At 52.9% G+C, this 24,155-nt stretch carries 17 protein-coding genes; 14 read left to right on the plus strand and 3 right to left on the minus strand.

Features of this window, described 5'->3' with window-relative positions:
• Positions 1-248 precede the first annotated feature (248 nt).
• The 5 genes from CRP01_RS24940 to CRP01_RS24960 all read left to right on the plus strand — a co-directional run bounded on the left by CRP01_RS24940 (position 249) and on the right by CRP01_RS24960 (position 9,984).
• The gene (locus CRP01_RS24940; RefSeq protein WP_099152834.1) at positions 249-3,272 is read left to right on the plus strand and encodes a SusC/RagA family TonB-linked outer membrane protein; all 3,024 of its coding nucleotides are present in this window, start codon (positions 249-251) and stop codon (positions 3,270-3,272) included.
• A 43-nt stretch (positions 3,273-3,315) separates the two neighbouring features.
• Positions 3,316-4,743 carry a RagB/SusD family nutrient uptake outer membrane protein gene (locus tag CRP01_RS24945; RefSeq protein ID WP_099152835.1) on the plus strand — a complete coding sequence of 476 codons (1,428 nt, stop codon included), beginning with the start codon at positions 3,316-3,318 and terminating at the stop codon, positions 4,741-4,743.
• 36 nt (positions 4,744-4,779) lie between these two features.
• On the plus strand, positions 4,780-5,607 hold the full coding sequence (locus CRP01_RS24950) for a hypothetical protein (RefSeq protein WP_099152836.1): 828 nt from the start codon (positions 4,780-4,782) through the stop codon (positions 5,605-5,607).
• A gap of 281 nt (positions 5,608-5,888) precedes the next feature.
• Positions 5,889-9,332 carry a S8 family serine peptidase gene (locus tag CRP01_RS24955; protein WP_099152837.1) on the plus strand — a complete coding sequence of 1,148 codons (3,444 nt, stop codon included), beginning with the start codon at positions 5,889-5,891 and terminating at the stop codon, positions 9,330-9,332.
• Positions 9,325-9,984, plus strand: coding sequence for a hypothetical protein (locus CRP01_RS24960; RefSeq protein WP_099152838.1), 660 nt, complete (start codon positions 9,325-9,327; stop codon positions 9,982-9,984). Before CRP01_RS24955 ends, CRP01_RS24960 begins: the two co-directional genes overlap by 8 nt.
• A 141-nt stretch (positions 9,985-10,125) precedes the next feature.
• Here CRP01_RS24960 and CRP01_RS42445 read toward each other — a convergent pair whose 3' ends face one another.
• Complete coding sequence (locus tag CRP01_RS42445; RefSeq protein ID WP_170110531.1) at positions 10,126-10,266, minus strand: hypothetical protein; 141 nt, start codon at positions 10,264-10,266, stop codon at positions 10,126-10,128.
• A gap of 30 nt (positions 10,267-10,296) precedes the next feature.
• On the opposite strand from CRP01_RS42445, the gene murQ reads away from it, so the two are divergent.
• Complete coding sequence (murQ, locus tag CRP01_RS24965) at positions 10,297-11,103, plus strand: N-acetylmuramic acid 6-phosphate etherase (RefSeq protein WP_099152839.1); 807 nt, start codon at positions 10,297-10,299, stop codon at positions 11,101-11,103.
• 45 nt (positions 11,104-11,148) lie between these two features.
• Positions 11,149-12,000: a hypothetical protein gene (locus CRP01_RS24970; protein ID WP_099152840.1), complete on the plus strand. Its 852-nt coding sequence runs from the start codon at positions 11,149-11,151 to the stop codon at positions 11,998-12,000.
• A 26-nt stretch (positions 12,001-12,026) separates the two neighbouring features.
• Here CRP01_RS24970 and CRP01_RS24975 read toward each other — a convergent pair whose 3' ends face one another.
• Complete coding sequence (locus CRP01_RS24975; RefSeq protein WP_099152841.1) at positions 12,027-12,401, minus strand: hypothetical protein; 375 nt, start codon at positions 12,399-12,401, stop codon at positions 12,027-12,029.
• 64 nt (positions 12,402-12,465) lie between these two features.
• The gene (gene priA / locus CRP01_RS24980) at positions 12,466-14,943 is read right to left on the minus strand and encodes a replication restart helicase PriA (protein WP_099152842.1); all 2,478 of its coding nucleotides are present in this window, start codon (positions 14,941-14,943) and stop codon (positions 12,466-12,468) included.
• A gap of 190 nt (positions 14,944-15,133) precedes the next feature.
• Between priA and CRP01_RS24985 the strand changes: the two genes are divergently transcribed.
• From CRP01_RS24985 to CRP01_RS25015, 7 genes are all read left to right on the plus strand, one after another.
• On the plus strand, positions 15,134-16,075 hold the full coding sequence (locus CRP01_RS24985; RefSeq protein ID WP_099152843.1) for a carbohydrate kinase family protein: 942 nt from the start codon (positions 15,134-15,136) through the stop codon (positions 16,073-16,075).
• Between the two features lie 642 nt (positions 16,076-16,717).
• Positions 16,718-19,666 (plus strand): DNA polymerase III subunit alpha, encoded by a 2,949-nt coding sequence (locus CRP01_RS24990; protein ID WP_099152844.1) that lies wholly within the window; start codon positions 16,718-16,720, stop codon positions 19,664-19,666.
• A gap of 63 nt (positions 19,667-19,729) precedes the next feature.
• On the plus strand, positions 19,730-21,307 hold the full coding sequence (locus CRP01_RS24995; RefSeq protein WP_099152845.1) for a neutral/alkaline non-lysosomal ceramidase N-terminal domain-containing protein: 1,578 nt from the start codon (positions 19,730-19,732) through the stop codon (positions 21,305-21,307).
• Between the two features lie 120 nt (positions 21,308-21,427).
• On the plus strand, positions 21,428-22,057 hold the full coding sequence (locus tag CRP01_RS25000) for a TetR/AcrR family transcriptional regulator (protein WP_099152846.1): 630 nt from the start codon (positions 21,428-21,430) through the stop codon (positions 22,055-22,057).
• Positions 22,058-22,102: 45 nt separating this feature from the next.
• Entirely contained in the window at positions 22,103-22,459 is a 357-nt protein-coding gene (locus tag CRP01_RS25005) for a hypothetical protein (protein WP_099152847.1), read from the plus strand.
• 22 nt (positions 22,460-22,481) lie between these two features.
• The gene (locus CRP01_RS25010) at positions 22,482-23,129 is read left to right on the plus strand and encodes a TetR/AcrR family transcriptional regulator (protein ID WP_222845805.1); all 648 of its coding nucleotides are present in this window, start codon (positions 22,482-22,484) and stop codon (positions 23,127-23,129) included.
• 34 nt (positions 23,130-23,163) lie between these two features.
• Positions 23,164-24,117 (plus strand): NADH-quinone oxidoreductase subunit B family protein, encoded by a 954-nt coding sequence (locus CRP01_RS25015; RefSeq protein WP_099152848.1) that lies wholly within the window; start codon positions 23,164-23,166, stop codon positions 24,115-24,117.
• Positions 24,118-24,155: the final 38 nt, after the last annotated feature.

Here is a 24,155-nt window from a genome sequence, read left to right on the forward strand (position 1 = left end):
CTAATAAATTGAACAATCTAAACTAAAATCCATTCTGCTATGTAAACGTGATCTATTGCGTTTTCACAAATGGGGCAAAACCTCCATCATACCCAGATCTTACTAATCATAAACTGACTACAGCATCAACATTTTAAGAGCCTTACAGCGTAATTCAAAAACTAGACATCGAAATTTTCTAAAGGTAATGGAATAAAGAAATAGGGCCTGATGGCTTTATATTTTCTCTCACTTTAACACTTATTAGTATGAAAAAACTCTTGTTACTCTTAGTGAGTACCTTGCTGGTTAGTGCTGCTTTTGCTCAGCGGACCGTATCGGGTACTATCACCGACGAAAGTGGTGACGCGTTGATCGGGGCCTCGGTGCTGGTCAAGGGTACTACGATCGGAACGGTTTCGGACATCGACGGTAGCTTTACCCTAAATGTTCCGGATGGATCAAATGTCTTAGAGGTTTCTTACACCGGCTTTGCGACACAAGAAGTTACAATCGGTAACCAATCTACCATTTCAATCATCCTGGCTGAATCTTCTCAATTACTGAACGAAGTTGTGGTAACGGGTTACTCGACCGAATTGCGGCGGGATGTAACCTCCTCAATCACCAGTGTGAAGGCTGAAGAGATTGAAGGTTTGCCTGTGCAATCCTTTGACCGGGCTATCCAGGGTAAAGTATCCGGAGTACAGATCAACTCCAATAGTGGTGCTCCCGGTGGTGCGGTAACTATTCGTGTACGCGGTACGGGATCTATCTCTGCCGGTTCTGCGCCTCTGATCATCATTGACGGTGTACAAATGGGTACTACCGGTCAGGGTACGCAGGGTTCTTCCAACCCACTGAACGCGATCAACCCGAACGATATCGAATCTATCGAGATCCTGAAAGACGCAGCTTCTGCTTCTCTCTACGGTGCTCAGGGTGCCAACGGTATCATCGTAGTAACCACCAAGAGCGGTAGCCGTAAAGGTGACGCCCGCTTCAACCTTTCTTACCAGGAAGGTATGGTACAGCCGATGAACCTGTATGACATGATGAACAGCCAGCAGTACGCTGACATTCGTCGGGCTGCTTACCTGAATGCCGGTCTGAGCGAAGAGCGTGCGATCGAGTTGTACGGTGATCCTACGGATCCCAACCTGCCTTACTACGACTGGCAGGAAGCACTGTGGCGTGACGCTACGCTGAGAACACTGGATTTCTCTGCTGCCGGCGGTGGCGAAAAAGCGGACTACTACACCGCTTTCTCTTACAACATGCAGGAAGGTCAGATCATCACCAACGAATGGGAACGTCTGACCGGTCGTTTCAACCTGAACGCCGACCTGTCTGACAAATTCTCCATCAACCTGCGTACGTCTATTGCTTACGTAGAGAACGAAGGTGGTCCTTGTGACGGTGGTTTCTTCGTAAACTGTCCGTTTGCTCCTTCTTTCTGGTCACAGCCGATCTCTCCGGCAGTTGATGAAGACGGTAACTACAACCCGTACCCGCTGAACGGCGACGGTCACAACTTCAGCATTAACGAATTGCAGAACGCTGAAAACGTAACCCGTCTGACCAAGACCCTGCAAAACATCACTAGTCTGGCCGTGAACTACGAGATCCTGCCGAACCTGGTTGGTCGCGTATCTGCCGGTGTTGACTACGTGAACACGCAGGACCTGAACTCTCGTCCGAGCAGTATTCCCATTTTCAGCAGCTACGGCGGTCAGTTGTCTTACACGGACCGGGTTGCTGTAAACTGGAACACTTTCTCTACGCTGTCTTACAACTTCACCCTGGGTGATGCCAATGACTTCACTATTCTGGGTGGTTACGAATACAAGCAGGAAGACTGGAAAACTTTCGGTGCAGTAGGTCGCGGAATCGCGGATCCTTCTTTCCTGAACCTGGGTACTGCTGCTAACCCGTTCTCCATCAACGGTACTTCTTCTACCAACCGCCGTCAGGGTGTGTTCGGTTCTGTTAAGTATGCTTTCAACGACAAGTATATCATCAACGGTACACTGCGTTATGACGGATCTTCCCGCTTCGGTTCTGACAACCGTTGGGGTCTGTTCTACTCCGGTTCTGCTGCATGGCGGATCGGCGCGGAGCCCTTCCTGGCTAATGCCGGTTGGTTAGACGAATTGAAACTGCGTGTATCTTACGGTACAACTGGTAACTCTGACATCGGTGACTTCGCCGCTCTGGCCATCTTCGGTCCCAGAGGTCAGTACCTGGGAGCTTCCGGTCTGGCACCTTCCAAACTGGCTAACAACCTGCTGGGTTGGGAAGAAGCAGAACAGCTTGACCTTGGTCTGGACTTCGCTTTGGCGGAAAGCCGGATCTACGGTTCTATCGACGCATGGGTGAAAAACAACCGTGACCTGTTGCTGGCCACGCAGATCCCCGCTGACGCCGGTATCTCCAACTCTACTATTACTGAAAACGTAGGCCGCGTACAAAACCGCGGTATCGACTTCGAACTGAACACCGTACTGGTGAATAGCGGCGGTTTCCGCTGGACCATCGGTGGAACGTTCTCTCTACAGGACAACGAAGTTAAAGAACTGAACGGCGGTCGCGACACCATCTTCTCCGGTGGTTTCCCGCAACTGATCGTGGGTGAGCCGATCTCTTTCTACAACCTGACCGAATTTGCCGGTGTTAACCCCGCTAACGGTCGTATCATGGCTTATGACAGAAACGGTGTTCCTACTTACTCTCCGACCAATGCTGACGTGAAGATCTTTGACGGTGCTTTCGCTGACTACTTCGGTGGTTTCCGCAGTGAATTTAACTTCAAAGGTTTCACCGTATTCGGCTTCTTCCAGTTCCAGGGCGGTAACAATATCTACAACAACGATCTGTACGCACTGTATAGCGCTGGTTCCGGTTCGGACAACCAATTGGTTTCTCAGGCTGACTACTGGAAACAACCGGGTGATATCACCAACGTACCCAAGCCGGTACAAGGTGGTGTAATCGAAGGTGTGGAGCAGCAGGATTTCGGTCTGTCTCCGGGTTCTACCCGCTTCCTGTCTGACGGTACTTACCTGCGTTTGAAAGAGCTGAAAGTAGCTTACCAGTTCCCGCGTTCTCTCCTGCAGGGAGTAGGCCTGGACGGAGTAACTATCTACGCTCAAGGTTTGAACCTGTTGACCTGGACTAAATTTGACGGTATCGACCCCGAAGCAGTGGGTAACCGCGTGGCTTTCACCGGTTCTTCTTCTTTCGCATTCCCGGTAGGTCGTCAGTATGCCGTTGGTCTAAACGTTTCTTTCTAAGTTGTTGAATAGATCTATTCTATTCACTTTCAATAATAAACTAATGAAGATAAAAAATATATTAACGCTTAGCCTTTTAGTGCTGCTGTTCGCATCTTGTGCGGACAGACTGGAAGTAAGCGATCCGGATTCTCTTTCTCCGGAATCAGTTCTGGACGAAGTAGGTGGTTTTGAATCAGTTTTGCTGTCTGCCTACAACCGTCTGATCAACTTCGGTAACGGCTACGGCCAGAATGCTTTCGTAGCACCTGCGATCATGGCCGATCAATTGGATTTCTTCAACCGTACCGGCCGTTACGAAACCCAGTACGTGAACGCTGTACGCGCTCACATGGGCCGTTGGGGACGTTACATCGGTATCAATGATGCCAACATCATCATCAGCAAGATCGATCGCCTGCGCGAAGATCCTACTGCTGACGCTGACCTGATCGACCTGTACAAGGGTGAAGCCCTTTTCATCCGTGCGCTGCACTACCATGACCTGGCTAAGGTCTACGGTTACGAGCCCGGCCAGGAAGTAAACGGTTTCAATCTGACCGTGCCCCTGCGTCTGACCGCTACCGACGGAGTATCCGATGCATTCAATGTATCTGCCCGTGCAACCAACACGGAACTGTACCAACAGATCGAATCCGACCTGCAGGCTGCGATCGGCCTGTTGCCGGACGTACACCCGAGCGGTCCTTACCGCGCCGGTGCTGCTGCCGCTCACGGCCTGCTGGCTCGTGTATACCTGTACTGGGGACGCTGGGCAGATGCTGCTGCACAAGCAGAAATGGCCCTGACTAAAACTCCGGCTTCTCTGGTAGAGACCAAAGCCGGATACTACGACTCCTGGTCTGCTATTCCTCACCCGGAATCAGTATTCGAGATCGAGATCCGTTCTACCGACTGGTCTACCGTTGACGGTGCCAACAACAGCTTGAACTCTTTGTCTAATAATATCTACTCCGGTGGCCAGTTCATCCTCGTTGCCAGCACGACGCTGGTAGACGTAATGCAAAGCGAGCCGGGCGACTTCCGCGATACGATCTTCCGTCAGGTAGATGGTATTCCCGACGGTACCCGTCTGCTGGACAAGTGGAGAGGTGAAAAAGGTGACTTCCTGGAAAACATTCCTTTTATGCGTGTTTCTGAACTGTATCTGATCGCAGCTGAGGGTTATGCCCGCAGTGGTAACGAAGGTCAGGCTCAGGAAATGCTGAATATCCTGCGTACTGCACGCGGTCTGTCCGAAACCAGCGCTACCGGCGCTGCGCTGACGGATCTGATCCTGAAAGAACGTCAGGTAGAACTGGCTCTGGAAGGACACCGCTGGTACGATCTGAAGCGTCTGGGTATGGGTATTCCCAAAAGCCCGGCTGCTAACGTACCGGATCTGAGCTACAGCGATTTCCGCCTGCTGGCACCATTGTCAGAAAGTGATCTGACGCTGAACGAAATGCTGGTACAGAACCCAGGCTATTAATCCATCTGAGGTAGTATTAATTCAAAAATTCAAGAAATGAAAAAATTGTTATATACGATGGTCCTGTTGGCCGGCCTGTTTTCAGCCTGCGAAGAACCGGGTACATCGATCCTTTATGATAAAACCTTTTTGGAACTGGATGCGGCTACTACCGTAACCGGCTCCAAAACCTACACCTACAAGCGGGTGGATGACGGCTCTGGTGTACCCAGCGGCTTCATCGTGAACCTGGGATCTGCTCAGCTGTCCAATCCGGTAGACTTCACCTTCGAAGTGGACGCTACGGAAAGCACTGCTGTAGAAAACCTGCACTACACGCTTAACGGTAACACCGGTACGATCGCAGCCAACTCCAATACGGTAGAACTGCCGATCACGATTCTGGATGACAACATCAACCCGGGCGAGCAGTTCTCCATCGTGGTGAACCTGACGACGGCCGATGTAGAGATCAACCCGAACTACCAATCCGGTACACACATGATCCAGATCACTTGTGATTCGGATCTGGGTGGTGATTACTCCTACTCAGTGACCGGCCAGTCTACGGACGGTTGCTGCCCGGATGAAACGACCCAAACCGGCACCCTCACACTGACCGACGAAGGAGATGGTGTGTACACGATCTCTGACTGGTCTGCCGGTCTGTACCTTACCTGGTACGAAGTATACGGTATTACCCCGGACTTTGATATGTCCGGACGCGTAACCGATATCTGCGGTAATATCAGCGGTGAGTTCGGTGAACCATTCGGTACGAATACCGTGATCAACGGTACGGTTAATCCGGATACGGGTGTGATCACTTACACCTGGGTTAACGGCTATGACGATATGGCTACCGTTACTCTGACGCCAATGTAATTAAGGATTGAGGGTAAAAGTTGGCCATCAACCGTCGACCATCAACCGTCGACCGTCAACCGTCAACCGTCAACCAACATTGATATTTGATCTTGAAAAGCCGTATCGGGGAAACCTGATACGGCTTTTCAGTTTTTTCGGGAATATTACCCCGTCTGCGCAATAACTACTAATAAAAATTCTTTTGGTATTTTCCCTGACGAAAGAATAATTTTACTTGGTGATACCAATGGATTATCGGGAACTTCGTTCTTCGTAATTAAAGTTGATAAAGGATTAGTATGTCAATAAAAAAAATGCTCACTTGCGGCATGCTGCTGTTGTTTGCCCTAAGTGTCCGCTCCCAATCTTATTATTACCCAAAAAATGAAGCGGCACTCCGCAGTTTACGCCAGGAGTTGCAGGAAGAAAGCCAGGAGCGGGAAACCCGCGTCCAGCGCTATTTGCAAAGCCATCTTACCGAAAGCCGTTCCTTTCAGGTGGAAGATAACCGCTATTTTCTGCACGATGTTGTAGACGGACATCCGCAATATCTAATCACCCACAACGCCGGCTCCGCCCGTTCTATGGGCATGGAAGACCTGCGGCCGGGCGGTAAATTCGGACTGAATATCACCGGTGCCGGTTTACGGGTAGCGGTCTGGGATGCCGGTCTGGCCCGGCGTACGCACCAGGCCTACCAGGGACGCCTCCTGAATAATGACTCCGGGGCCGAAGTGGATGATCACGCCTGCCACGTGGTGGGCACCCTGATCGCTGCGGGTATTAAGCCCAACGCCCAGGGCATGCTCTACGAGGCGCAGGCTTCCGCTTACGACTGGAATCAGGACTACGAAGAAATGATCACCGAATCGCTCAATAATAACCTGCTGGTATCCAACCACTCCTATGGCTACGGTGCCGGTTGGGAAAACGGCGTCTGGCTCGGTGACGCTTCCATCAGCAATGAAGAAGACTACCGCTTCGGCTTCTACGGCAGTCGTTCCCGCACCGTGGATAATATCGCCTTCAATGCGCCATACTATTCTATTTTCAAATCTGCGGGGAACGATCGGGGAGATTCCGGGAACGGTGTGCAACCGGCCGATGGTCCTTTTGATTGCATCAGTGACTGGGGCGTGGCCAAAAATGTCTTTACGATAGGAGCGGTCCGCAAAATTTCCGGTGAATATACCGGCCCCCAGGATATCGTCATGAGCGGCTTCAGTAGCTGGGGCCCGGCTGATGACGGCCGGATCAAACCGGATCTGGTCGCCCCCGGGGTAAGTCTTTACAGCGCTTTATCCGGCTCGGACGAGGCCTACGGAAACCTCAGTGGTACCTCCATGGCTTCACCAAGTGCGGCCGGAGCCGTCATGGCCGTCAACGAAGCGCACCGGCTGTTCCACAACACCTATCTGCGTTCGGCAACCTTGAAAGCCCTGATCATTCAGACCGCTTTTGAAGCGGGTAATTCTCCCGGTCCGGATTATTCTTTCGGCTGGGGTATGGTAAACGCCTCGGGTGCCGTAGACCTGATCAGTAAAAAGGATGAGGTCAACAATTTCATCATCGAATCTTCGCTGCTCAACCAGGATTCTTTTGTACTGGAACTGAACCCCGTAGCCGATAAAAAAATAACCGCTACTATTGCCTGGACCGATCCCGCCGGCTCGCCGGTATCCGCTTCTCTGGATCCCACCGATCTCATGCTGGTAAATGATCTCGATATGCGTATCCGCGATGAAGTAGGCAATGTGGTCCGTCCCTGGTCGCTGGATCCCAGTGCACCGGGTAAGGTAGCTTCCCGCAGCGATAACTTCCGGGATAATGTGGAAAAGATCGAGTTTAACAATCCACAGCCCCGTAAATATTTTCTGGTGATCAAACACAAAGGGGAGTTGCGCAACGGCAAACAGGATTTTGGGCTGGTGCTGCAGTATCAGTCCCAGGACCCCGGCCTGGAAAATCTCTACTGGGTAAATAACGACGGCCAGTGGTCGGATAATGAACAGTGGTCCAATACATCCGGAGGTAATACTTCCAGCCTGACCCCGCAGGCCAACAGTAAGCTGATCTTCGATAACAATTCCTTCGACGAGGTGACCCATACGGTCACGATCGATCAGGACTTCGAAGTAGCCGGCATCGTATCGCTCAACGATAAGCAAGTGACTTTTGACCTGGGCGGCAATACGCTCACCGTTAGCGGATCGGTCATTATCGGATCGCCTAATTTTACGATCACCAACGGAACGATCATTCTCAGCAATGAAAATCCGGATCAGACCTACAATATCGACCTCGACCAAACTAATACCAGTAATCTAAATATTGTGATCGATGATGATAATGCCGCTACCTGGACGATCAACAGTAGTGAAGTAAGTCTGAACGCATTGTCCGTATTATCCGGAACCTGTAGCGTCAGTAATACGACGCTTAAACTCTCCGATCTGATCGTGCACGGCGACGCTACCTTCAATCTGGTGAATAGCGAATTGGTGAATCCCTCTTTCATTCAGTTCACATCGGGCATCTCGTGGAACGATGATTTCAACTCCGTCATTCGGGTAGACGATCCGGCGGTATCGCTTAGTTTGGATGCTCCCGAGATCACCATCAATACCAAGGTCGAGATATCCGGTACTTCGATAATCTTATCCGGAGACGGTATGATCCTGGATCGATTAGAGACTGCCAATGCTACGATCAGTCAACCCGACAATATCACCATCTTCAATCTGACGCTGCTACCCGGCAGCATACTCAACCTCGCGGGAGGGGTCACACTCGAGATCAGTAAAACGCTGGTGATCGATTCATCTCCGGATAACCGGGTAAGACTGGCTTCAGTAGATGTGCTTAATAAACCGACCATCCTGCTTGGGCAGCGCGAAAAGTACTGCTATACCGATCTGGAGATCGAAAACCTGGACCTGGCCGGAGCGGCCTCGGTCAGCGTCGGAGTAAACAGTACGGTGATCAATTCCGACAACTGGTTCGAAGTGGAGTGCGAAGATCTGCTGTTCGCTAATTTTGATGTACAGTACACCTGTGTGGGTTCCTTAGCCCAGTTCACCGATAACAGCGAAGGAGAGATCGCGGCTTACCAGTGGTACGTGAACGGCGAACCGGTCGGTACCGATGCCATTACCGAATACGTGTTTACCCAAACCGGCGACTATCTCATCCAGCTGGAAATTACCGATCCGGAAAGCAACGTAGCCAGTTACGAAGAAACTGTTACGGTGGTCACCTCCGACATTCCGGACAACCGTATCATTCAAAACCCCACCCAACTCGCGAGTCTGAACGTGGCCGACAGCTACCAGTGGTATAAGAACGGCGAACCGATCCCCGGAGCTACCTCGCGCGTGTACGTGTACAACGGCGAACTGGCGATCTACTGGGTGGTCACCTATCAGGGTCTGTGCAATAAAAGGTCCGAAGTGCTCGATCTATTGGGAACGGCCGTTCGCAATCTGGACCGGGAAGGCGAGGACCTGCTCGATATCTACCCGATCCCAACCCGGCAGGAGCTATACCTAAAAGCCCGTAATGCACCCTTCCGGCAGTTTTACCTAAATATTTACAACGCTTACGGCCAGAGTGTCTTCAGTGCGGACCTGGGGCCGGGCACCACACACAAAATCGATCTATCCTCCTACACTTCGGGAATTTATTTCCTGGTCATGGATGTAGGGGATCAAATATTAACCAAAAAAATCATTAAGCATGATTAGGTCAAGTATTCTTAGCTTCTTTCTGGCGCTCATCACTATTTCGGTATCTGCACAGAACAACTTTTATAACCAGAATAATCAGGTCCTGATGCAGGACCGCTACGATAAAATTGACGGCACTCCCTACCTGCTGGAGGATTGGGGTACGGCCGTTCTCTATCCGCTAAAAGGTGAATCGCTCCGCCACGCCAAGATCAACTATAACGGTACGACCGGTACGTTTGAGATCGTGGAAGGCGATGCCTATATCGAACTGAATGCCGCCCTCTACAATAAGGTAGAACTGAATTATAAGGGCAAAACCTATACTTTTGTCAACCGGCTGAAACCGGACGATGTGACGTATTATATGGTCCTGCACGAAGGAAAAGACTACCTTTTCCTCGAACACTTCGAAGCGGACCTGCGCTCGCAGGGCGCAAATTATGGCGTATCGGCGGATCAGGAGAAATTCGTTCCCGTTACCAATAACTACGTCTGGAAGGACGGAACGCTCCACGACATCAACCGCAACACCAAAAAGATCGTCAGCTTTTTTGATTCACCGGCTTTGAAAAAAGAAGTGAAGAACAAAAAACTGAACCTGAAAGACGACGCAGACCTAAGCGCTGCCCTGAGCTATTACGATCAGCGGCAGGAGAAGAAGAATTGAGTTGCAGCAAGTTAATGACAATTCTCAGGATCGTTGCAAACAGGTAGAGAAGTGAAACGTGTATAGGTAGCTAAGTGGAAGGTTATCAGCCCTTTCCACATTGCAACTTATACACGTTTCCACGATTAGGCAGACCGTCCATCATGCGGTGACCGAAAGTTCACGAGTGCGCGCCTGCACACTTTTTTGCATAAAGCGCTTCGCTATTTCCGGCACTTCATTACCTTCGTGCGGATAATCAGGAGTGAGGAATGAAACGTGAGGAATGAGCAGTTCCTTCATTCCTCACGCTTCCCGCTCAAAAACGTACCTATGCAAAAGATCACCGAATCTCCCTCCCATTACCGCCATCTGGAAAAGATGGAAACCCGCGAGCTGCTGGAAAGCATGAACAAAGAGGACCAGAGCGTCCCGCTGGCCGTGGCTAAAACCATTCCTGTTATTACCAATTTAGTAGAGATCATCGCGGCCAAGATGCAGGAAGGCGGCCGGCTGTTCTATCTCGGGGCCGGCACGAGTGGACGTCTCGGGGTACTGGATGCTTCCGAATGCCCGCCCACCTACGGCGTACCTCCAAACTGGGTGATCGGTCTGATAGCCGGGGGCGATCACGCGCTACGCAATTCCGTAGAACACGCCGAAGATGATCCCATGCAGGGATGGAACGACCTGATGGAATATAAGATAGACGAAAATGATGTGGTAGTCGGTATCGCCGCTTCCGGTACTACTCCCTACGTGATCGGTGCGTTGGAGGAAGCCCGCAAGCGCAATATCGTAACCGGCTGCATCACCTGCAATACCGGCTCGCCGCTCGCCGCTGCGGCGGATCACCCCATCGAAGTGGTGGTTGGCCCGGAATTCGTGACCGGCAGTACCCGCATGAAGTCCGGGACCGCCCAAAAGCTGGTACTCAATATGATCAGTACCGCCGTGATGATCCGTCTGGGACGGGTGAAGGACAATCGTATGGTAGATATGAAACTGGCTAACAATAAGCTGGTGGATCGCGGCACTAAAATGGTGATGCAGGAACTGGACATCAGCTACGAAGCGGCCCAGCAGTTGCTGGAAAAACACGGCAGTGTACGAAAAGCCGTCGAAGCAGGACGGGATTGATGCCATGATGTTGTGATTATTTGATACCACGATAAACACTTCATTATGGTGAATAAACTGCTCATCGACAGTGGCGGCACCAAGGCCAACTGGGCCTATCTCGCCGAAGGAAGCCTTCAGCTGGAAGGTACGGTACCGGGTATCCACCCCTTTTTCCTGACGGAAGCAGAACTGGCAGAAAAGCTGCGGGAGATCCGGGAGGTTCTCCCCCACTCCGGTGCGGTGTCAGCCGTCTTCCACTACGGTACCGGCACCAACAACCAGGCCAATCTAAGCCGGCTACAACAAGCCTACGGAACCGTTTTTCCCGAAGCCACCACCGCCGTAGATTCCGATCTGCTGGCCGTGGCCCGGGCGCTTTGCGGGCACCGTCCCGGCATTGCCGCCATTCTCGGTACCGGCTCCAATGTAGGCCTCTACAACGGTGAAACCCTGGCGCGAACCGCCGGAGGACTGGGTTATGTACTGGGCGATGAAGGCGGCGGCGCGTATCTGGGTAAACATTTACTGAACCACTTCCTGAACGGTCTGTTGCCGGATGACCTAAGCGCAAAGTTGCGGGAACGCTATCAGTTGTCACGCGACAATATTCTGGAAGCAGTGTACCGCAAACCTTTTCCCAACCGCTATCTGGCCACCGTTGCTCCCTTCATCGGAGAGCACCTCTCCCACTCCTATATACACGAACTGGTCCGATCCTGTTTCCGCGATTTCTTCCGAATGAATGTTTTGCCCCTGCAACCGGAAGAACGGGTACCGCTGAGTTGCGGCGGGTCTATCGCCTTTCACTTCGCAGATGTTTTACGGGAAATAGCGCTGGAATTCAATATCGAGATCGGACAGATCGCGATGAGCCCGATGGAAGGACTGGTCCGGTATCATTTGGGCCTGGCTTAAGCAGCCGTTCTTACTGCAGAAAACGATCAACTCAGGTCCTGAAACGGAAAGATAAGTGGTAGAAGATCCGCGATGAAGGTATGCATCCAGTACAGCAACAGTCCGAAATTCAGGAGCAGAACGGTGACTTCCCTCACGATCAGTCTTTTCCTGGCCAGACTAAAAACACCGAAGTAAACACCCCGCAGACTGCAGCTGAGCGTGATCAAAAAAGCGAACAACACCAGCAACAGGTAAAATGCCAGCCCGGAAGAAGTTGCGAAATCAACGGGCATCCACCAGATCAATCCGAAGAGGGCAAGAAAACTGACGCCTGTATACAGCAGAAAGCGAACAGACCGCTCCGGGTAGTGCTCCCGGGAGCTTGCCATACGGTCGTTTACCGGTTTGGAATCAGTCATAGTTCTTTGGTTAATCGGTATCGCTCAGGATTAGGGTATCCGGGTTTACCTTAAGGGAAAGCCTCTAGAACGGATCCACATCCACATTTACCCGTACGCCCGAAAAGCCCTCCGCACGCTGCATTTCATCAATGCTGTTCAGTACGGTATCCTTGGCAAAGCGGATCTTTTTAGCATCCCGTTCCAGTTTGATCAGGAAATCCAGCAGATAATATCCCCGTACACGGGAAATGTACGGCACTGCCGGTCCGATCACCCAGCTTCCCAGCGCCGTTTTCAGCAGTTTTGCGTAGAGTTTGGCGGCGTCATTCAGCAATTCCGGTTTCTTATGCTTCAGCGTAATGCGGATCAGACGGACAAAAGGCGGGTAGAGGAAATCATTCCGCTCGCGCAATTCCCGGTTGATGAAAGTAGGAAAGTCGTTCTGGAAAACCTCTTTCAATACCGGACTCGCCGTATTGAACGCCTGGATGATCACCTTACCGCGTTTATGCTTTCTACCCGCCCGGCCACTTACCTGTACCATGAGCTGAAAAGCCCGCTCGCTGGCCCGGAAGTCGGGAAATTGCAGCAACTGATCGGCGCTCAATACCCCTACGATGCCGACATTCTCAAAATCCAGTCCTTTGGTCACCATCTGCGTACCCACCAATATGTCGATGCGTTTCTCTTCGAAATCGTTGATGATCTGCGCGTGCGCGTGTTTGGAGCGCACCGTATCGAAATCCATCCGGGCGATCTTGGCCGTGGGCAGATAGATCTTGAGTTCATCCTCGATCTTCTCCGTACCGAACCCCTTCAGGATCAAACCGGTAGAACCGCAGGCCGGACAGTTTTTCGGCAGGGCCGTCTGGTAGCCACAGTAGTGGCATTTTAACTGCTTAAAATATTTGTGGTAGGTCAGGCTCACATCGCAGTGCACACACTCGGCGTGCCAGCCGCAGGTCGAACAGCGATAGGTCGGAGAAAATCCCCGGCGGTTCTGGAAGAGGATTGCCTGTTCGCCCCTTTCCAGTGCTCCCTTCAGTTCTGCGATCAGCACGGATGAAAAATGCGACTGCAGTTGCCGCTTTTTCTGCTCATTCTTCAGGTCGACCACCAGTATTTCCGGCATCTGTATGCCACCAAAACGCTCCGGCATGGCCACCAGCCCGTATTTTTTCTTGAGTACGTTGTGGTAGGTCTCTACCGAAGGTGTGGCCGTTCCCAGCAGTACTTTGGCCCCGTGCAACTGCGCCAGCACGATCGCTGCATCCCGTCCGTTGTAGCGCGGGCTGGGATCGTGTTGCTTGTAAGAGCGGTCGTGCTCTTCGTCCACGACGATCAGTCCGAGATTGGAAAACGGTAGAAACAGGGCCGAGCGGGCTCCGAGTACGATCGGTTTGTCCTGCAGTACGGCATTCCACATTTCTACCCGTTCGTTATTGTTCAGCCGGGAATGATAGACGGCAATATCGTCTCCGAAGATCTGCTGCAGGCGATCCGTGATCTGAGTGGTCAGTGCGATCTCGGGCAACAGATACAGTACCTGCTCACCCCGTTCGAGCGCTTCCCGGATGAGTTCGACGTACACGCGGGTCTTGCCGCTCCCCGTAACGCCGTGCAGCAATACGACATCCTGTTTTTCGAATAAGGTTTTACTCCGTTCGATAGCGTCGGACTGTTGTTCGGACAGTTCCGCTGCATCTACCGTTTCCTCTTCGTAACTGCCCAGGCGACTGACCTCGCGGTCGTAGAGTTCGAATACCCCCTTTTTCTCCATGGCCTTCAGCACACTGCTGTCCGCATTCACTTTCTTGTAAATGTCCTGACGGCGGATGTAATCCTGCTGCTTTTCCAGCTGGATATAGGCCATCAGCGCTTCGGTCTGCCGTTCGGAGCGGGTGAGCTTATCGAAAGCGGCATTGAGTTGTTTGCGGTCCGAGGCGTAGGGCTCAGCGAGTTTGACGCAGGCTACCGACTTGGGTTTATATTTTTCCTTGATGTCCTCTTTCAGGTAGATGATCCGTTTTTCCAGCATCGCCCGGATGAGCGGATAGACCGTTTTGGTGCCGATAATGTCCCGGACCTCTTCGATGGAAAGTTCATCCTGGATCGTAAGTGCCTCGGCGATCAGATATTCCTTGTCTTCCAGATGGACAAAATCTCCGTCGTACAGCGGACTCAGGCTCAGAATGGTCTCACTGGCCAGTTTGAGGTTGGCCGGCAGCGCCGCGTGCATGATCTCTCCCAGGGTGCAGCCATAGTACCCGGCCAGCCAGTTCCACAGTTTCAGTTGCCGCTCGTTGATCAGCGGCGCATCATCCACGATACCGATAATGGGTTTGGTACGATGTCCTTCCGGCGCATTCTGGTGCACCTCAATGATCAGTCCCGAATAGCGCTTTTGTTTACCGAACTGCACTTCCACCCGCAAACCGAATTTCACTTCCGGGATCAGTTCTTCGGGAACATGGTACGTATAGGGTTTGGGGGTAGCCAGCGGGAGAATGACATTGACAAAGGTTTCCGTTACCGGTATATGATAGGTGGCTTCACTCATGAAAGAACAAAAAATAATTGTTTAAAAGATAAAAATAAAACTTTTTTTATTAATTATGCAGCAGAGAAACATTAATCACAACGGATCTCTCTGATATCGCAATTCGTTTTTTTGGACATTTGTGTTATTTTCACAGGCTAAATAACGCCTTCTCCGGAAGGGCCGGAAAATTACTTAAAACGACAAAATTATGGATTCGCGACGCCAGCGAAATGTAGACATTCTCGCTACGGGGGAATTGCTCATTGATTTCATCAGCGCTGACTTTGCCGAAAATCTGGACGAAGCTACCAATTTCAAACGCATTCCGGGTGGAAGTCCGGCAAATTTATGTATGAATATGGCGCGTTTGGGAAATCGGGCCAGCCTGGCGGCTTCGGTCGGCAACGATGACATGGGACATTATCTGTTCCGGTATGTCCAAAGCCACGGCGTTGATGTGCACCAGTTGTACCGCGTGGATAGTCCGACTTCTCTGATCCTGGTTACCCGTTCGCAGCAGGTGTCGAATTTCGAAGCCTACCGGGGTGCGGATAGCAACATTACCGGCGATCAGTTCCCGGAAAGTCTGCTGGATGATATTTCTATCTTCCATACGACCTGCTTCGGACTAAGCCGCGAACCGGCCAGATCGGCTATCCTCACCGCTGCACAAAAGACCAGTGCACGGGGCGGACAATTGAGTATCGACGCCAATTATGCGGCCAAGATCTGGCCCGACCGGGCGGAAGCCCAGGAGATCCTGAGCAGTTACGTAGCCATGGGCGCGATCGTTAAGATTAGCGAGATCGACTGGGAACGGCTGTTCGATCAACCCCTGAGTGACCCGGCGGTCGCCACCAGATATTTCCTGGAAATGGGGGCACGCGCCGTCTGCGTTACCCTGGGCGCAGAGGGTTCGGTGGTCGCTTCCGCGGAAGAATACCATCTGCTGGAAGCCCAGACCGTAGAAGTGAAAGATACCACCGGTGCCGGCGATGCTTTCTGGTCCGGTTTTCTTACCGCCTGGCTCGACGGTTACGAACTTAAAGCCTGCGGACACGCCGGACGCCGAATGGCAGAACTGAAACTGGGACATTTCGGTCCCCTACCCCAGCGCGTTGAACGAAAATTGATACTGGGATACGAATGAAGGTGTGTTGTAGTGTTGAAGTGTTGAAGTGTTGAAGTAAGATTCGATAAATGGCCACATCCTCCAGACACTCCCAGAAGGAATATAAATCATAACAAACTCACCCCCAACACATTAATACAACCCCAACCTTAACACATCAAAACATCAACACCTTAACACATTACACCCCACTCATCAATAACTACCACCAATACCACTACAAGTAACAGCAGGCCGTTGGCTGTGCTGCGCAGATCTGTAGCTTTTGCTCCGGCAAAGGCCTGACATTTGTGTCCGTATAGCCACGAACATTGATCGGAGTACGATAGAGGTCGGACTGCGGCGGGGTGACTTATGCTCAGTGGACTCCTCCGGCCGGCTTTGCCGATCTCTCATCGTGCTTCGACATCTCACTCCCCTTCCGCCTGAAGTGCTGATCCGTTCAGCCCTTACTGCCTTTGGTCCGCCGGAGGCCCGGAATTGTATTGCATAACCATAAACACCTGATAAACATGAGAAAACCTAAAGACCGGAAGAACAGATGAGTCGCCATACCGGAAACGGAGCCGGGAGGGATCCGCCCCGGACAAACCCTTATGCTCCGGAGCGCCGCTCTGCTGTTTCACCAACTACTACTAACACACTGACTACTCAACACCCATGTATATCAATTGCCACAGCTACTACAGCCTCAATTACGGGCTGGCTTCTCCCGAAGAACTGGTGGAAGCCGCTAAAGACAAAGGACTTAAAACCATCGCACTCACCGATATCAACAATGTGTCCGGTGCGTTCCCTTTCGTGCGGGCCTGCCGGAAACAGGGGATCCACCCGATCATCGGTATCGAGTTCAGGGATGAGGAACAACGACTCTGTTACATCGGTTTGGCCCGAAATCAGGCGGGCTTTGCCGTACTTAACAAACACCTGACTGATATTTACGAGCAGGGCATCCGGCCGACGGCTCCCCGGCTGGAGCAGGTGATCATCATCTATCCCCGGTTGGTGAAACCGCTGGAGCATTTCCGGGATTACGAATACGTCGGTATCCGTCCGCAGGATATCAACCGGCTGTTCAATTCCCCACTCCGGCGGCGGCAGGACCGGCTATTGGCCTGGTGCCCCGTCACGCTGCTGGAAGAAAGTGATCATGACCTGCACCGGGTGCTGCGGGCCGTCGGTAAGAACGAACTCATCACCCGTCTGGAACCGGAGGACTACGCCTCGCCCACGGAGCGCTTTTTTCCCATCCGGCAGCTACTGCCGGTTTACGGTCTTTATCCACAGATCATTCAGAACACCGCGGCCGTCGTGCGGGACTGTAATATCGATTTTGAAACGCAGCGTTCCTACAACCGGCAGACCTTCACCAGCAGTGCCGACGAAGATCGCGAACTGCTGCGCAAACTGGCGCTCGAAGGCTGTGACCGGCGCTACGGCCGTCGGGATAGCGCCGCCCGTAAGCGGGTGGAAAAAGAACTGCAGGCCATTGATAAACTGCGGTTCGTTTCCTATTTTCTCATCATCTGGGACCTTATCCAGTACGCGCGGCACAGCGATATCGTGCACGTAGGACGCGGAAGCGGTGCCAACAGCATCGTCGCGTACTGCATCGGGATCACCGATGTGGATCCGCTGGAACTGAACCTTTACTTTGAGCGCTTCATCAACGAAGAGCGCAGCTCGATGCCCGATTTTGACGTCGATTTTCCTTCCGACCAGCGGCACCGCATCCTCGACTATGTCTTCAAACGCTACGGGCGCCGGCATACGGCTTTTGTCTGTACTTATAATACGTTTCAGTTCCGTTCGATCATGCGGGAGGTCGGCAAGGTCTACGGTCTGCCCAAAGCGGAGATCGATCGCATTGTCGCCAGTCCGCAATCCTCCGGTGAACACCACGAACTGGCCGGGGAGATCTGGACCTACGCGCATCGGCTGGCGGATATCCCCAACGAACTTTCCGTGCACGCTTCGGGCGTGATCATTTCCGAACATCCGCTATTTGAATTTTCCGCCCTGCGCCCCATGCCCTTCGGCTTCCCGATCGTCCATTTTGACATGTATACCGCCGAGGACTGGGGATTCAACAAATACGATATCCTGGGGCAATGCGGCCTGTCCCATATCCGGGACTGTGTACGCTACGTGAAACAGAATCACGGGAAAGCCGTCGATATCGATCCGAAAAACGTCTTCCACGATCCGGACGCCAAAGCGCTGCTCCGGCAGGGCGATACGGTCGGAGTGTTCTATGCGGAATCGCCCAATATGCGCGAACTGCTGCCTAAACTGCAGTGCGACAATTATCCGGACCTGGTGGTGGCCTCCAGCATCATTCGACCCGGGGTGGCCAGTTCGGGTATGATGCGCGAGTACATCCGCCGGCACCACGAGCCGTATACGATCGAATATCTGCACCATACCTTTGCCGAACATCTGGCGGAAACCTACGGGGTAATGGTCTTCCAGGAGGACGTGATGAAGATCTGTCACGCCTTCGCGGGCCTTTCGCTGGCTGAAAGCGATGTACTGCGCAAGATCATGAGCGGCAAGAATCGTTTTTCGGAGACTTTTCAGCAATTAAAGCACAAGTTTTTCACCAACAGCAAAAAACAGGGGCACGCGGAAACCCTTACCGAAGAGGTCTGGCGCCAGATCTCCAGCTTTGCCGGCTATTCCTTCTGCAAAGCCCATTCGGCCGCCTTTGCCGTACTCTCTTTTCAGGACCTCTACCTCAAAGCGCATTATCCCCTCGAATTTTTGCTGGCCGTGATCAACAACTTCGGCGGCTTTTACCGGACCGAGATCTACGTGCACGAAGCCCGCCGTATGGGCGCGGTCATTCACGCGCCCTGTGTGAACCACAGCGACTACCTCAGTTGCCTGCACGGAGAACAGCTGTACCTGGGGCTGGGGCTGATCCTGGGCCTGGAAAAAGCGCTCGGGGAAGAGATCGTCTACAACCGGCAACAGTATGGCCCCTACCGGAGCCTGGCCGATTTTGTCAGCCGTATCGACTGCGCGCCCACCCAGCTCGAACTGCTCTTCAAGATCAATTCCTTTCGCTTTACCGGGCTGAACAAATACCAGTTGATGTGGGAAAAATACCAGGGGGCGTCCGTCCAGAACCAGCAGGCCACTCCCAGCCTGTTCGCGACGCCGGGCGAAAAGACCGAACTGCCCGAGCTGAAAGAGGGCACATTCGATCAGGCATTCGATGAGATCGAGTTGCTGAAATTCCCCCTCTGTTCTCCTTTCGAACTGCTGGACCGCGATCAGGCGCAGTGCATAGCTGCCCAGACCGTTGCCGCCCGCGATCTGCCGCGACTTACGGATCAATCCGTTTGTATCCTGGGCTATTTTGTGTGCCGCAAGACGACCTCTACCAAACAACACGAATTGATGGCTTTCGACGCCTGGTACGACGAAGCCGGAGATTATTTCAATACCGTCATTTTTCCCAAAGCAATGCGCGCCTATCCGCTCAAGGGGATCGGCATCTACCGGCTGGAAGGTACCGTACAGGTAGAATTCGGGGTTTACAGCATTACGCTGACTTCCCTCGAAAAACTGCCGTATATTGGGGACGAACGTTTTGATGAATGAGGGAAGTTAGAACATCCTGCGTTCTCATAATCCAACACCTATACAACCTAAAACCTGTCCCCAATGAAAAAATGGCTTTTCCGCATTTTGGGTTTTCTTCTATTGCTGGTCGTCGTAGTTGCCGCGCTGGTGTATTTCCGCTTACGGGACCGGCACGCCGGCTACTGGCTCGAACTGGAACATACGACCGCCGAACCGGCCCCGATCCGGGCGGGTTTTGCCGCCGTATCCATCACGCCGGAAGTGCCGGACCGCTGGACGGATGCCAATGACGATGCCCGCTACCGGGAAGAAGACGGGGACACCTACGAGGACGATAACGGCAACGGGCAGTTCGATCCGGTCTGGATCGCAGGTTTTCACAACCGCCGGCCCGCCCAGGGCGTACACGACGAACTGTGGGCCCGGACGATGGTCCTCGACGACGGACAATTCCGTCTGGCTTACGTCGTACTGGATGCCATCGGCTACTTCAACGACGATATCATCGCGATCCGGAAAAAAGTATCCGAGGAAGCCGGTGTGGACTACATCATCGTTTCGAGTACCCACACGCACGAGGGGCCCGACCTGTTGGGACTCTGGGGTCCCAGTGAGTTCAAGACCGGCGTCGATCCGGCTTACCGCCAAATGGTGATCGACCGGGCAGTCCGATCGGTAGAAGAAGCCGCCGGCAAACTCCGCCCGGCCCGGCTTACCTTTGCCCAGGATCTGGACGGTGCCGCCCATCTGGTGATGGATTCCCGGGAGCCCAAGGTAACCGATCCCGGTATCCGCATCCTGCACGCCACCGACCTGGAAAACGGAGCCACCTTGGGAACGCTCGTCTGCTGGGCCAACCACCCGGAAACCCTCTGGAGTAAAAACCTGTTGCTCAGTTCCGATTTCCCGCACTATGTCCGCGAGGGTGTGGAAAAGGGTGTTACGGTGGGCGACTCGACCCTGATACCGGGGGTGGGCGGCATCACGATCTATACCAACGGTGCGATCGGTGGGCTGATGACGACCCGGCCGGACTTCGAGATCCCCTCGCTGCTCGGTGACACCGTCTATCAGGGAGCAACCTACGAAAAGACCGAAGCCCAGGGACTGGCCATCGCCCAACTGACGCTGGCCGCCCTGCAGGATTCGGCCCGGACCGACGTGATCAGCAGCGGTGCGCTGGCCGTGACCGCCAAAAGCATCAGTCTACCCATGGAAAATCCACTTTACCGACTGGGCGCCGCCATGGGCGTTTTTGATCGCGGCATGCCCGGCTGGTGGAAGGTCCGTTCGGAACTGGCCTACTGGCAGATCGGCCCGGCGACTTTTCTGCACCATCCCTCCGAGATCTACCCCGAGATCGTCAACGGCGGCGTGGAAGCACCGGAGGGCGGCGACTTTGCGATCGAACCGTTCGAAACCCCACCCCTGCGCAGCTTCATGACGAGTAAATACCAGTTCGTCGTGGGATTGTCCAACGATATGATCGGTTACGCGGTGCCGAAAAGCCAGTGGGATGAAGAACCGCCCTACACTTACGGTCGGGATAGCGCTCCCTACGGCGAGATCAACTCGATGGGCCCGGAAACGGCCCCCATTTTGTACCGGGAGATGCGGGCGATACTGGAGGCCAGAACGGGACGAGCGGTGAAGGATTGATACTCCGCTCCGGCGGATCGGACTGTAAACTTTAGTAAAAGTACCAAGTTTCTTAAATTCGCACTATTTCCGTTCAAGCGTGACCGGAGACAGCTTACTGATGATCACTAAGTCTATTTGATGGCTTCTACCAAGCAGAAAATACTCGCCGCTGCCCTGCAACTGTTCAACCGCGACGGACTGGTCAATGTCCGTCTTCAGCACATTGCCGACGAAGCCTTCGTCAGTGTGGGGAATCTTGCGTACCACTACGCCAATAAAGAAGCGATCGTTCTGGCCATCTACGAAACCTTGGCCCAACGGCAGGAGGCCCTGCTGACCGAATACCGCATCGTCCCTCTGTTTGATAATATTGACCGCTTGATCCGGCTTTCCTTTCACCTGCAGCAGGATTACATATTCTTTTATCTGGATACGCTGGAAATAAGCCGGGCCTATCCGGCGGTCGCTGCGGCCCACCGCCAACACATTGTACCCCAGATCGGGCAACTGCGGGCCATGCTGGATTTCAACGCAGCGCGCGGTGCGCTCGTTTCCGAACCGGTGTCCGGTGCATTTGACCAACTATCGGAGCAGCTGTGGATGACCATGGATTTCTGGCGGTACCAACGGGCCGTCCGGGCGGAAGACTACAACAACGAACCGGCCTACCGGCAGGCCGTCTGGGCCCTGCTCCTGCCCTATTTCACGGCCATGGGAAAACTCGAATACCAGCAAATGTTAGAGCACCCGTATGATTTTTACTTTTAAGCCTGCCCGATTTTAATTAGCTTTGTAGGAATATAATGCGCCAATATGAAAAACTTCCAGCTTGGTGATGAAGCCTATAACGAACTACTGAATCTGCTGAACAACCAGCATTTTACAGAAAAGCCGGGGATGCAATCCGATATGGAGTTTCTGTCCGATGACTGGTGGCTGCGGGATACGGCGGTGATCGAAAATATCGTTCGGCGGGAAGGAATGTGGGAAATACAACTCGTCTTTGCCCACTTTCAGGAGCCTTATAAATTAATCAAACGGGTTATCTCCCGGCATCCCAGTAAGGACCGAGCCATACTCAACGCCGTGTATATGCGCCGGCTGGCTGCCAAGGATCAGAGGGGAACGCTGAAAGTCAATATCGATGACTTTGGCCTTTGCTCCAGTTGACGCTTAACAATTCCGAAAAAAAATGGCTGAACTCAGTACCAAACAAAAGATCATAAACGCAGCTACCCGGCTATTCAATGAGAACGGGATGGCCAATGTGCGCCTCCAGCAGATTGCCAATGACGTGGGCATCAGCGCCGGTAATCTGGCGTATCACTTCCGGAATAAAGAAGCGATCATCGATGCGATCAAGGAAGAACTGTACGAAGAAGCCGCCGGCATTCTTTCCACTTACCGGATCTTTCCGAACCTGATGGATTTCGACAATCAGCTCAATAAGTATTTCGCTTTTCTGCAGAAGTATCCGTTCTATTTTATGGACTTGCTGGAGATCGAACGCAACTATCCGGATATCCACTCGAAACACCAGGTGCACATTTCCAAAATGATCAGTCAGATCCGCAAACGTTTCGACTATAACCGGCAAAGGGGGTTGATCATCGAAGAACCCCGGCCCGGTATTTACGACAGCACCGCCAATTCCATCTGGATCCTGATCACTTTCTGGGTACCCCAGAACCTGCTGCGCCGGAAAAACGCAGCACCGATGATCATCCACTTCAAAGAAATGGTCTGGAATCAGCTCTATCCTTTCTTTACCGAAAAGGGGATCGCTGAATTCGAGCAACTGATACTGCCGGTCTTGCAGCAACACTCTTCCGACAACTGATGTTCCGAAACCTTTCACTACAAGTACTGCAGGAATGACGAATCTGATCTGGCTTAAAGGGGGCGCGTGCAGCGGTAACACCATGTCTTTTCTCAACGCCGAGCAACCCTCCGTCATTGAGCTGGTCACCGATTTCGGTATTCACATGCTTTACCATCCATCCATTGGGCTCGAGATCGGAGAACAGGTCAACGAGGTGCTCAACGACGCCCTTTCCGGGCGGGTAAAGGTCGATATCTTTGTTTTTGAAGGCACCGTGATCCAGGGCCCCGGCGGGACGGGAAAAATGAACATCTTCGCCGGCCGACCCGCTATGGAATGGGTTAAAGCCATGGCACAGGTGGCGGATTATGTGGTCGCTATTGGCGATTGCGCCGCCTGGGGAGGCATTATTGCCGTGCCGCCCAACCCGACGGAATCCACGGGCCTGCAATTCCACAAATCGGAAAAAGGTGGTTTTCTCGGACCGGATTTCATCAGCAAAGGCGGTCTGCCGGTGATCAATATCCCGGGCTGCCCCGCCCATCCGGACTGGATGACCCAGATCCTCGTGGCGCTGGCCACCGGCCGCGCCAAGGATATCCTCTACGATGACTACCATCGCCCCCGGACTTTCTTTACGGACTTTGTGCAAACGGGCTGCCCCAATACCAACAGCTTCAACCAAAAAGTTCGCGGCGGTTTCGGCAAACGCGGCGGCTGCCTGTTCTACGAGGTCGGCTGCCGAGGTTCCATGACCCATTCCAGCTGCAACCGCATCCTGTGGAACCGCACGTCCAGTAAAACCCGCGCCAACCATCCCTGCCTGGGTTGTACCGAACCGGGTTTCCCCCACCACAATCTCAAAAAGGGCAGCGTTTTCAAAACGCTGAAGTACCTCGGTTTCCTGCCGCAGGAAGTGCCCGCCGGAGAGTCCAAACTGATGTACTACTTCAAGTCTGCCGTAAACATCGCCTTACCCAAACCGGACCTGGACGCCTCAAAGTGACCTTTAACTGCCCGCACACCTTCAAATGAGCATAAAGC

Origin of the sequence: Flavilitoribacter nigricans DSM 23189 = NBRC 102662 (genome assembly GCF_002646595.1) — a bacterium.
GTDB lineage: Bacteria > Bacteroidota > Bacteroidia > Chitinophagales > Saprospiraceae > Flavilitoribacter > Flavilitoribacter nigricans.

What these genes read in the sequence shown, in the direction of transcription:
- CRP01_RS25000 (WP_099152846.1), top strand. Translation starts at nt 21,428, where the DNA reads ATGGCTTCTACCAAGCAGAAAATACTCGCCGCTGCCCTGCAACTGTTC.
- murQ (WP_099152839.1), top strand. Translation starts at nt 10,297, where the DNA reads ATGCAAAAGATCACCGAATCTCCCTCCCATTACCGCCATCTGGAAAAG.
- CRP01_RS25015 (WP_099152848.1), top strand. Translation starts at nt 23,164, where the DNA reads ATGACGAATCTGATCTGGCTTAAAGGGGGCGCGTGCAGCGGTAACACC.
- priA (WP_099152842.1), bottom strand. Translation starts at nt 14,943, where the DNA reads ATGAGTGAAGCCACCTATCATATACCGGTAACGGAAACCTTTGTCAAT.
- CRP01_RS24960 (WP_099152838.1), top strand. Translation starts at nt 9,325, where the DNA reads ATGATTAGGTCAAGTATTCTTAGCTTCTTTCTGGCGCTCATCACTATT.
- CRP01_RS24970 (WP_099152840.1), top strand. Translation starts at nt 11,149, where the DNA reads ATGGTGAATAAACTGCTCATCGACAGTGGCGGCACCAAGGCCAACTGG.
- CRP01_RS25010 (WP_222845805.1), top strand. Translation starts at nt 22,482, where the DNA reads ATGGCTGAACTCAGTACCAAACAAAAGATCATAAACGCAGCTACCCGG.
- CRP01_RS24990 (WP_099152844.1), top strand. Translation starts at nt 16,718, where the DNA reads ATGTATATCAATTGCCACAGCTACTACAGCCTCAATTACGGGCTGGCT.
- CRP01_RS42445 (WP_170110531.1), bottom strand. Translation starts at nt 10,266, where the DNA reads ATGAAGGAACTGCTCATTCCTCACGTTTCATTCCTCACTCCTGATTAT.
- CRP01_RS24950 (WP_099152836.1), top strand. Translation starts at nt 4,780, where the DNA reads ATGAAAAAATTGTTATATACGATGGTCCTGTTGGCCGGCCTGTTTTCA.
- CRP01_RS24995 (WP_099152845.1), top strand. Translation starts at nt 19,730, where the DNA reads ATGAAAAAATGGCTTTTCCGCATTTTGGGTTTTCTTCTATTGCTGGTC.
- CRP01_RS24985 (WP_099152843.1), top strand. Translation starts at nt 15,134, where the DNA reads ATGGATTCGCGACGCCAGCGAAATGTAGACATTCTCGCTACGGGGGAA.
- CRP01_RS24955 (WP_099152837.1), top strand. Translation starts at nt 5,889, where the DNA reads ATGTCAATAAAAAAAATGCTCACTTGCGGCATGCTGCTGTTGTTTGCC.
- CRP01_RS25005 (WP_099152847.1), top strand. Translation starts at nt 22,103, where the DNA reads ATGAAAAACTTCCAGCTTGGTGATGAAGCCTATAACGAACTACTGAAT.
- CRP01_RS24945 (WP_099152835.1), top strand. Translation starts at nt 3,316, where the DNA reads ATGAAGATAAAAAATATATTAACGCTTAGCCTTTTAGTGCTGCTGTTC.
- CRP01_RS24975 (WP_099152841.1), bottom strand. Translation starts at nt 12,401, where the DNA reads ATGACTGATTCCAAACCGGTAAACGACCGTATGGCAAGCTCCCGGGAG.
- CRP01_RS24940 (WP_099152834.1), top strand. Translation starts at nt 249, where the DNA reads ATGAAAAAACTCTTGTTACTCTTAGTGAGTACCTTGCTGGTTAGTGCT.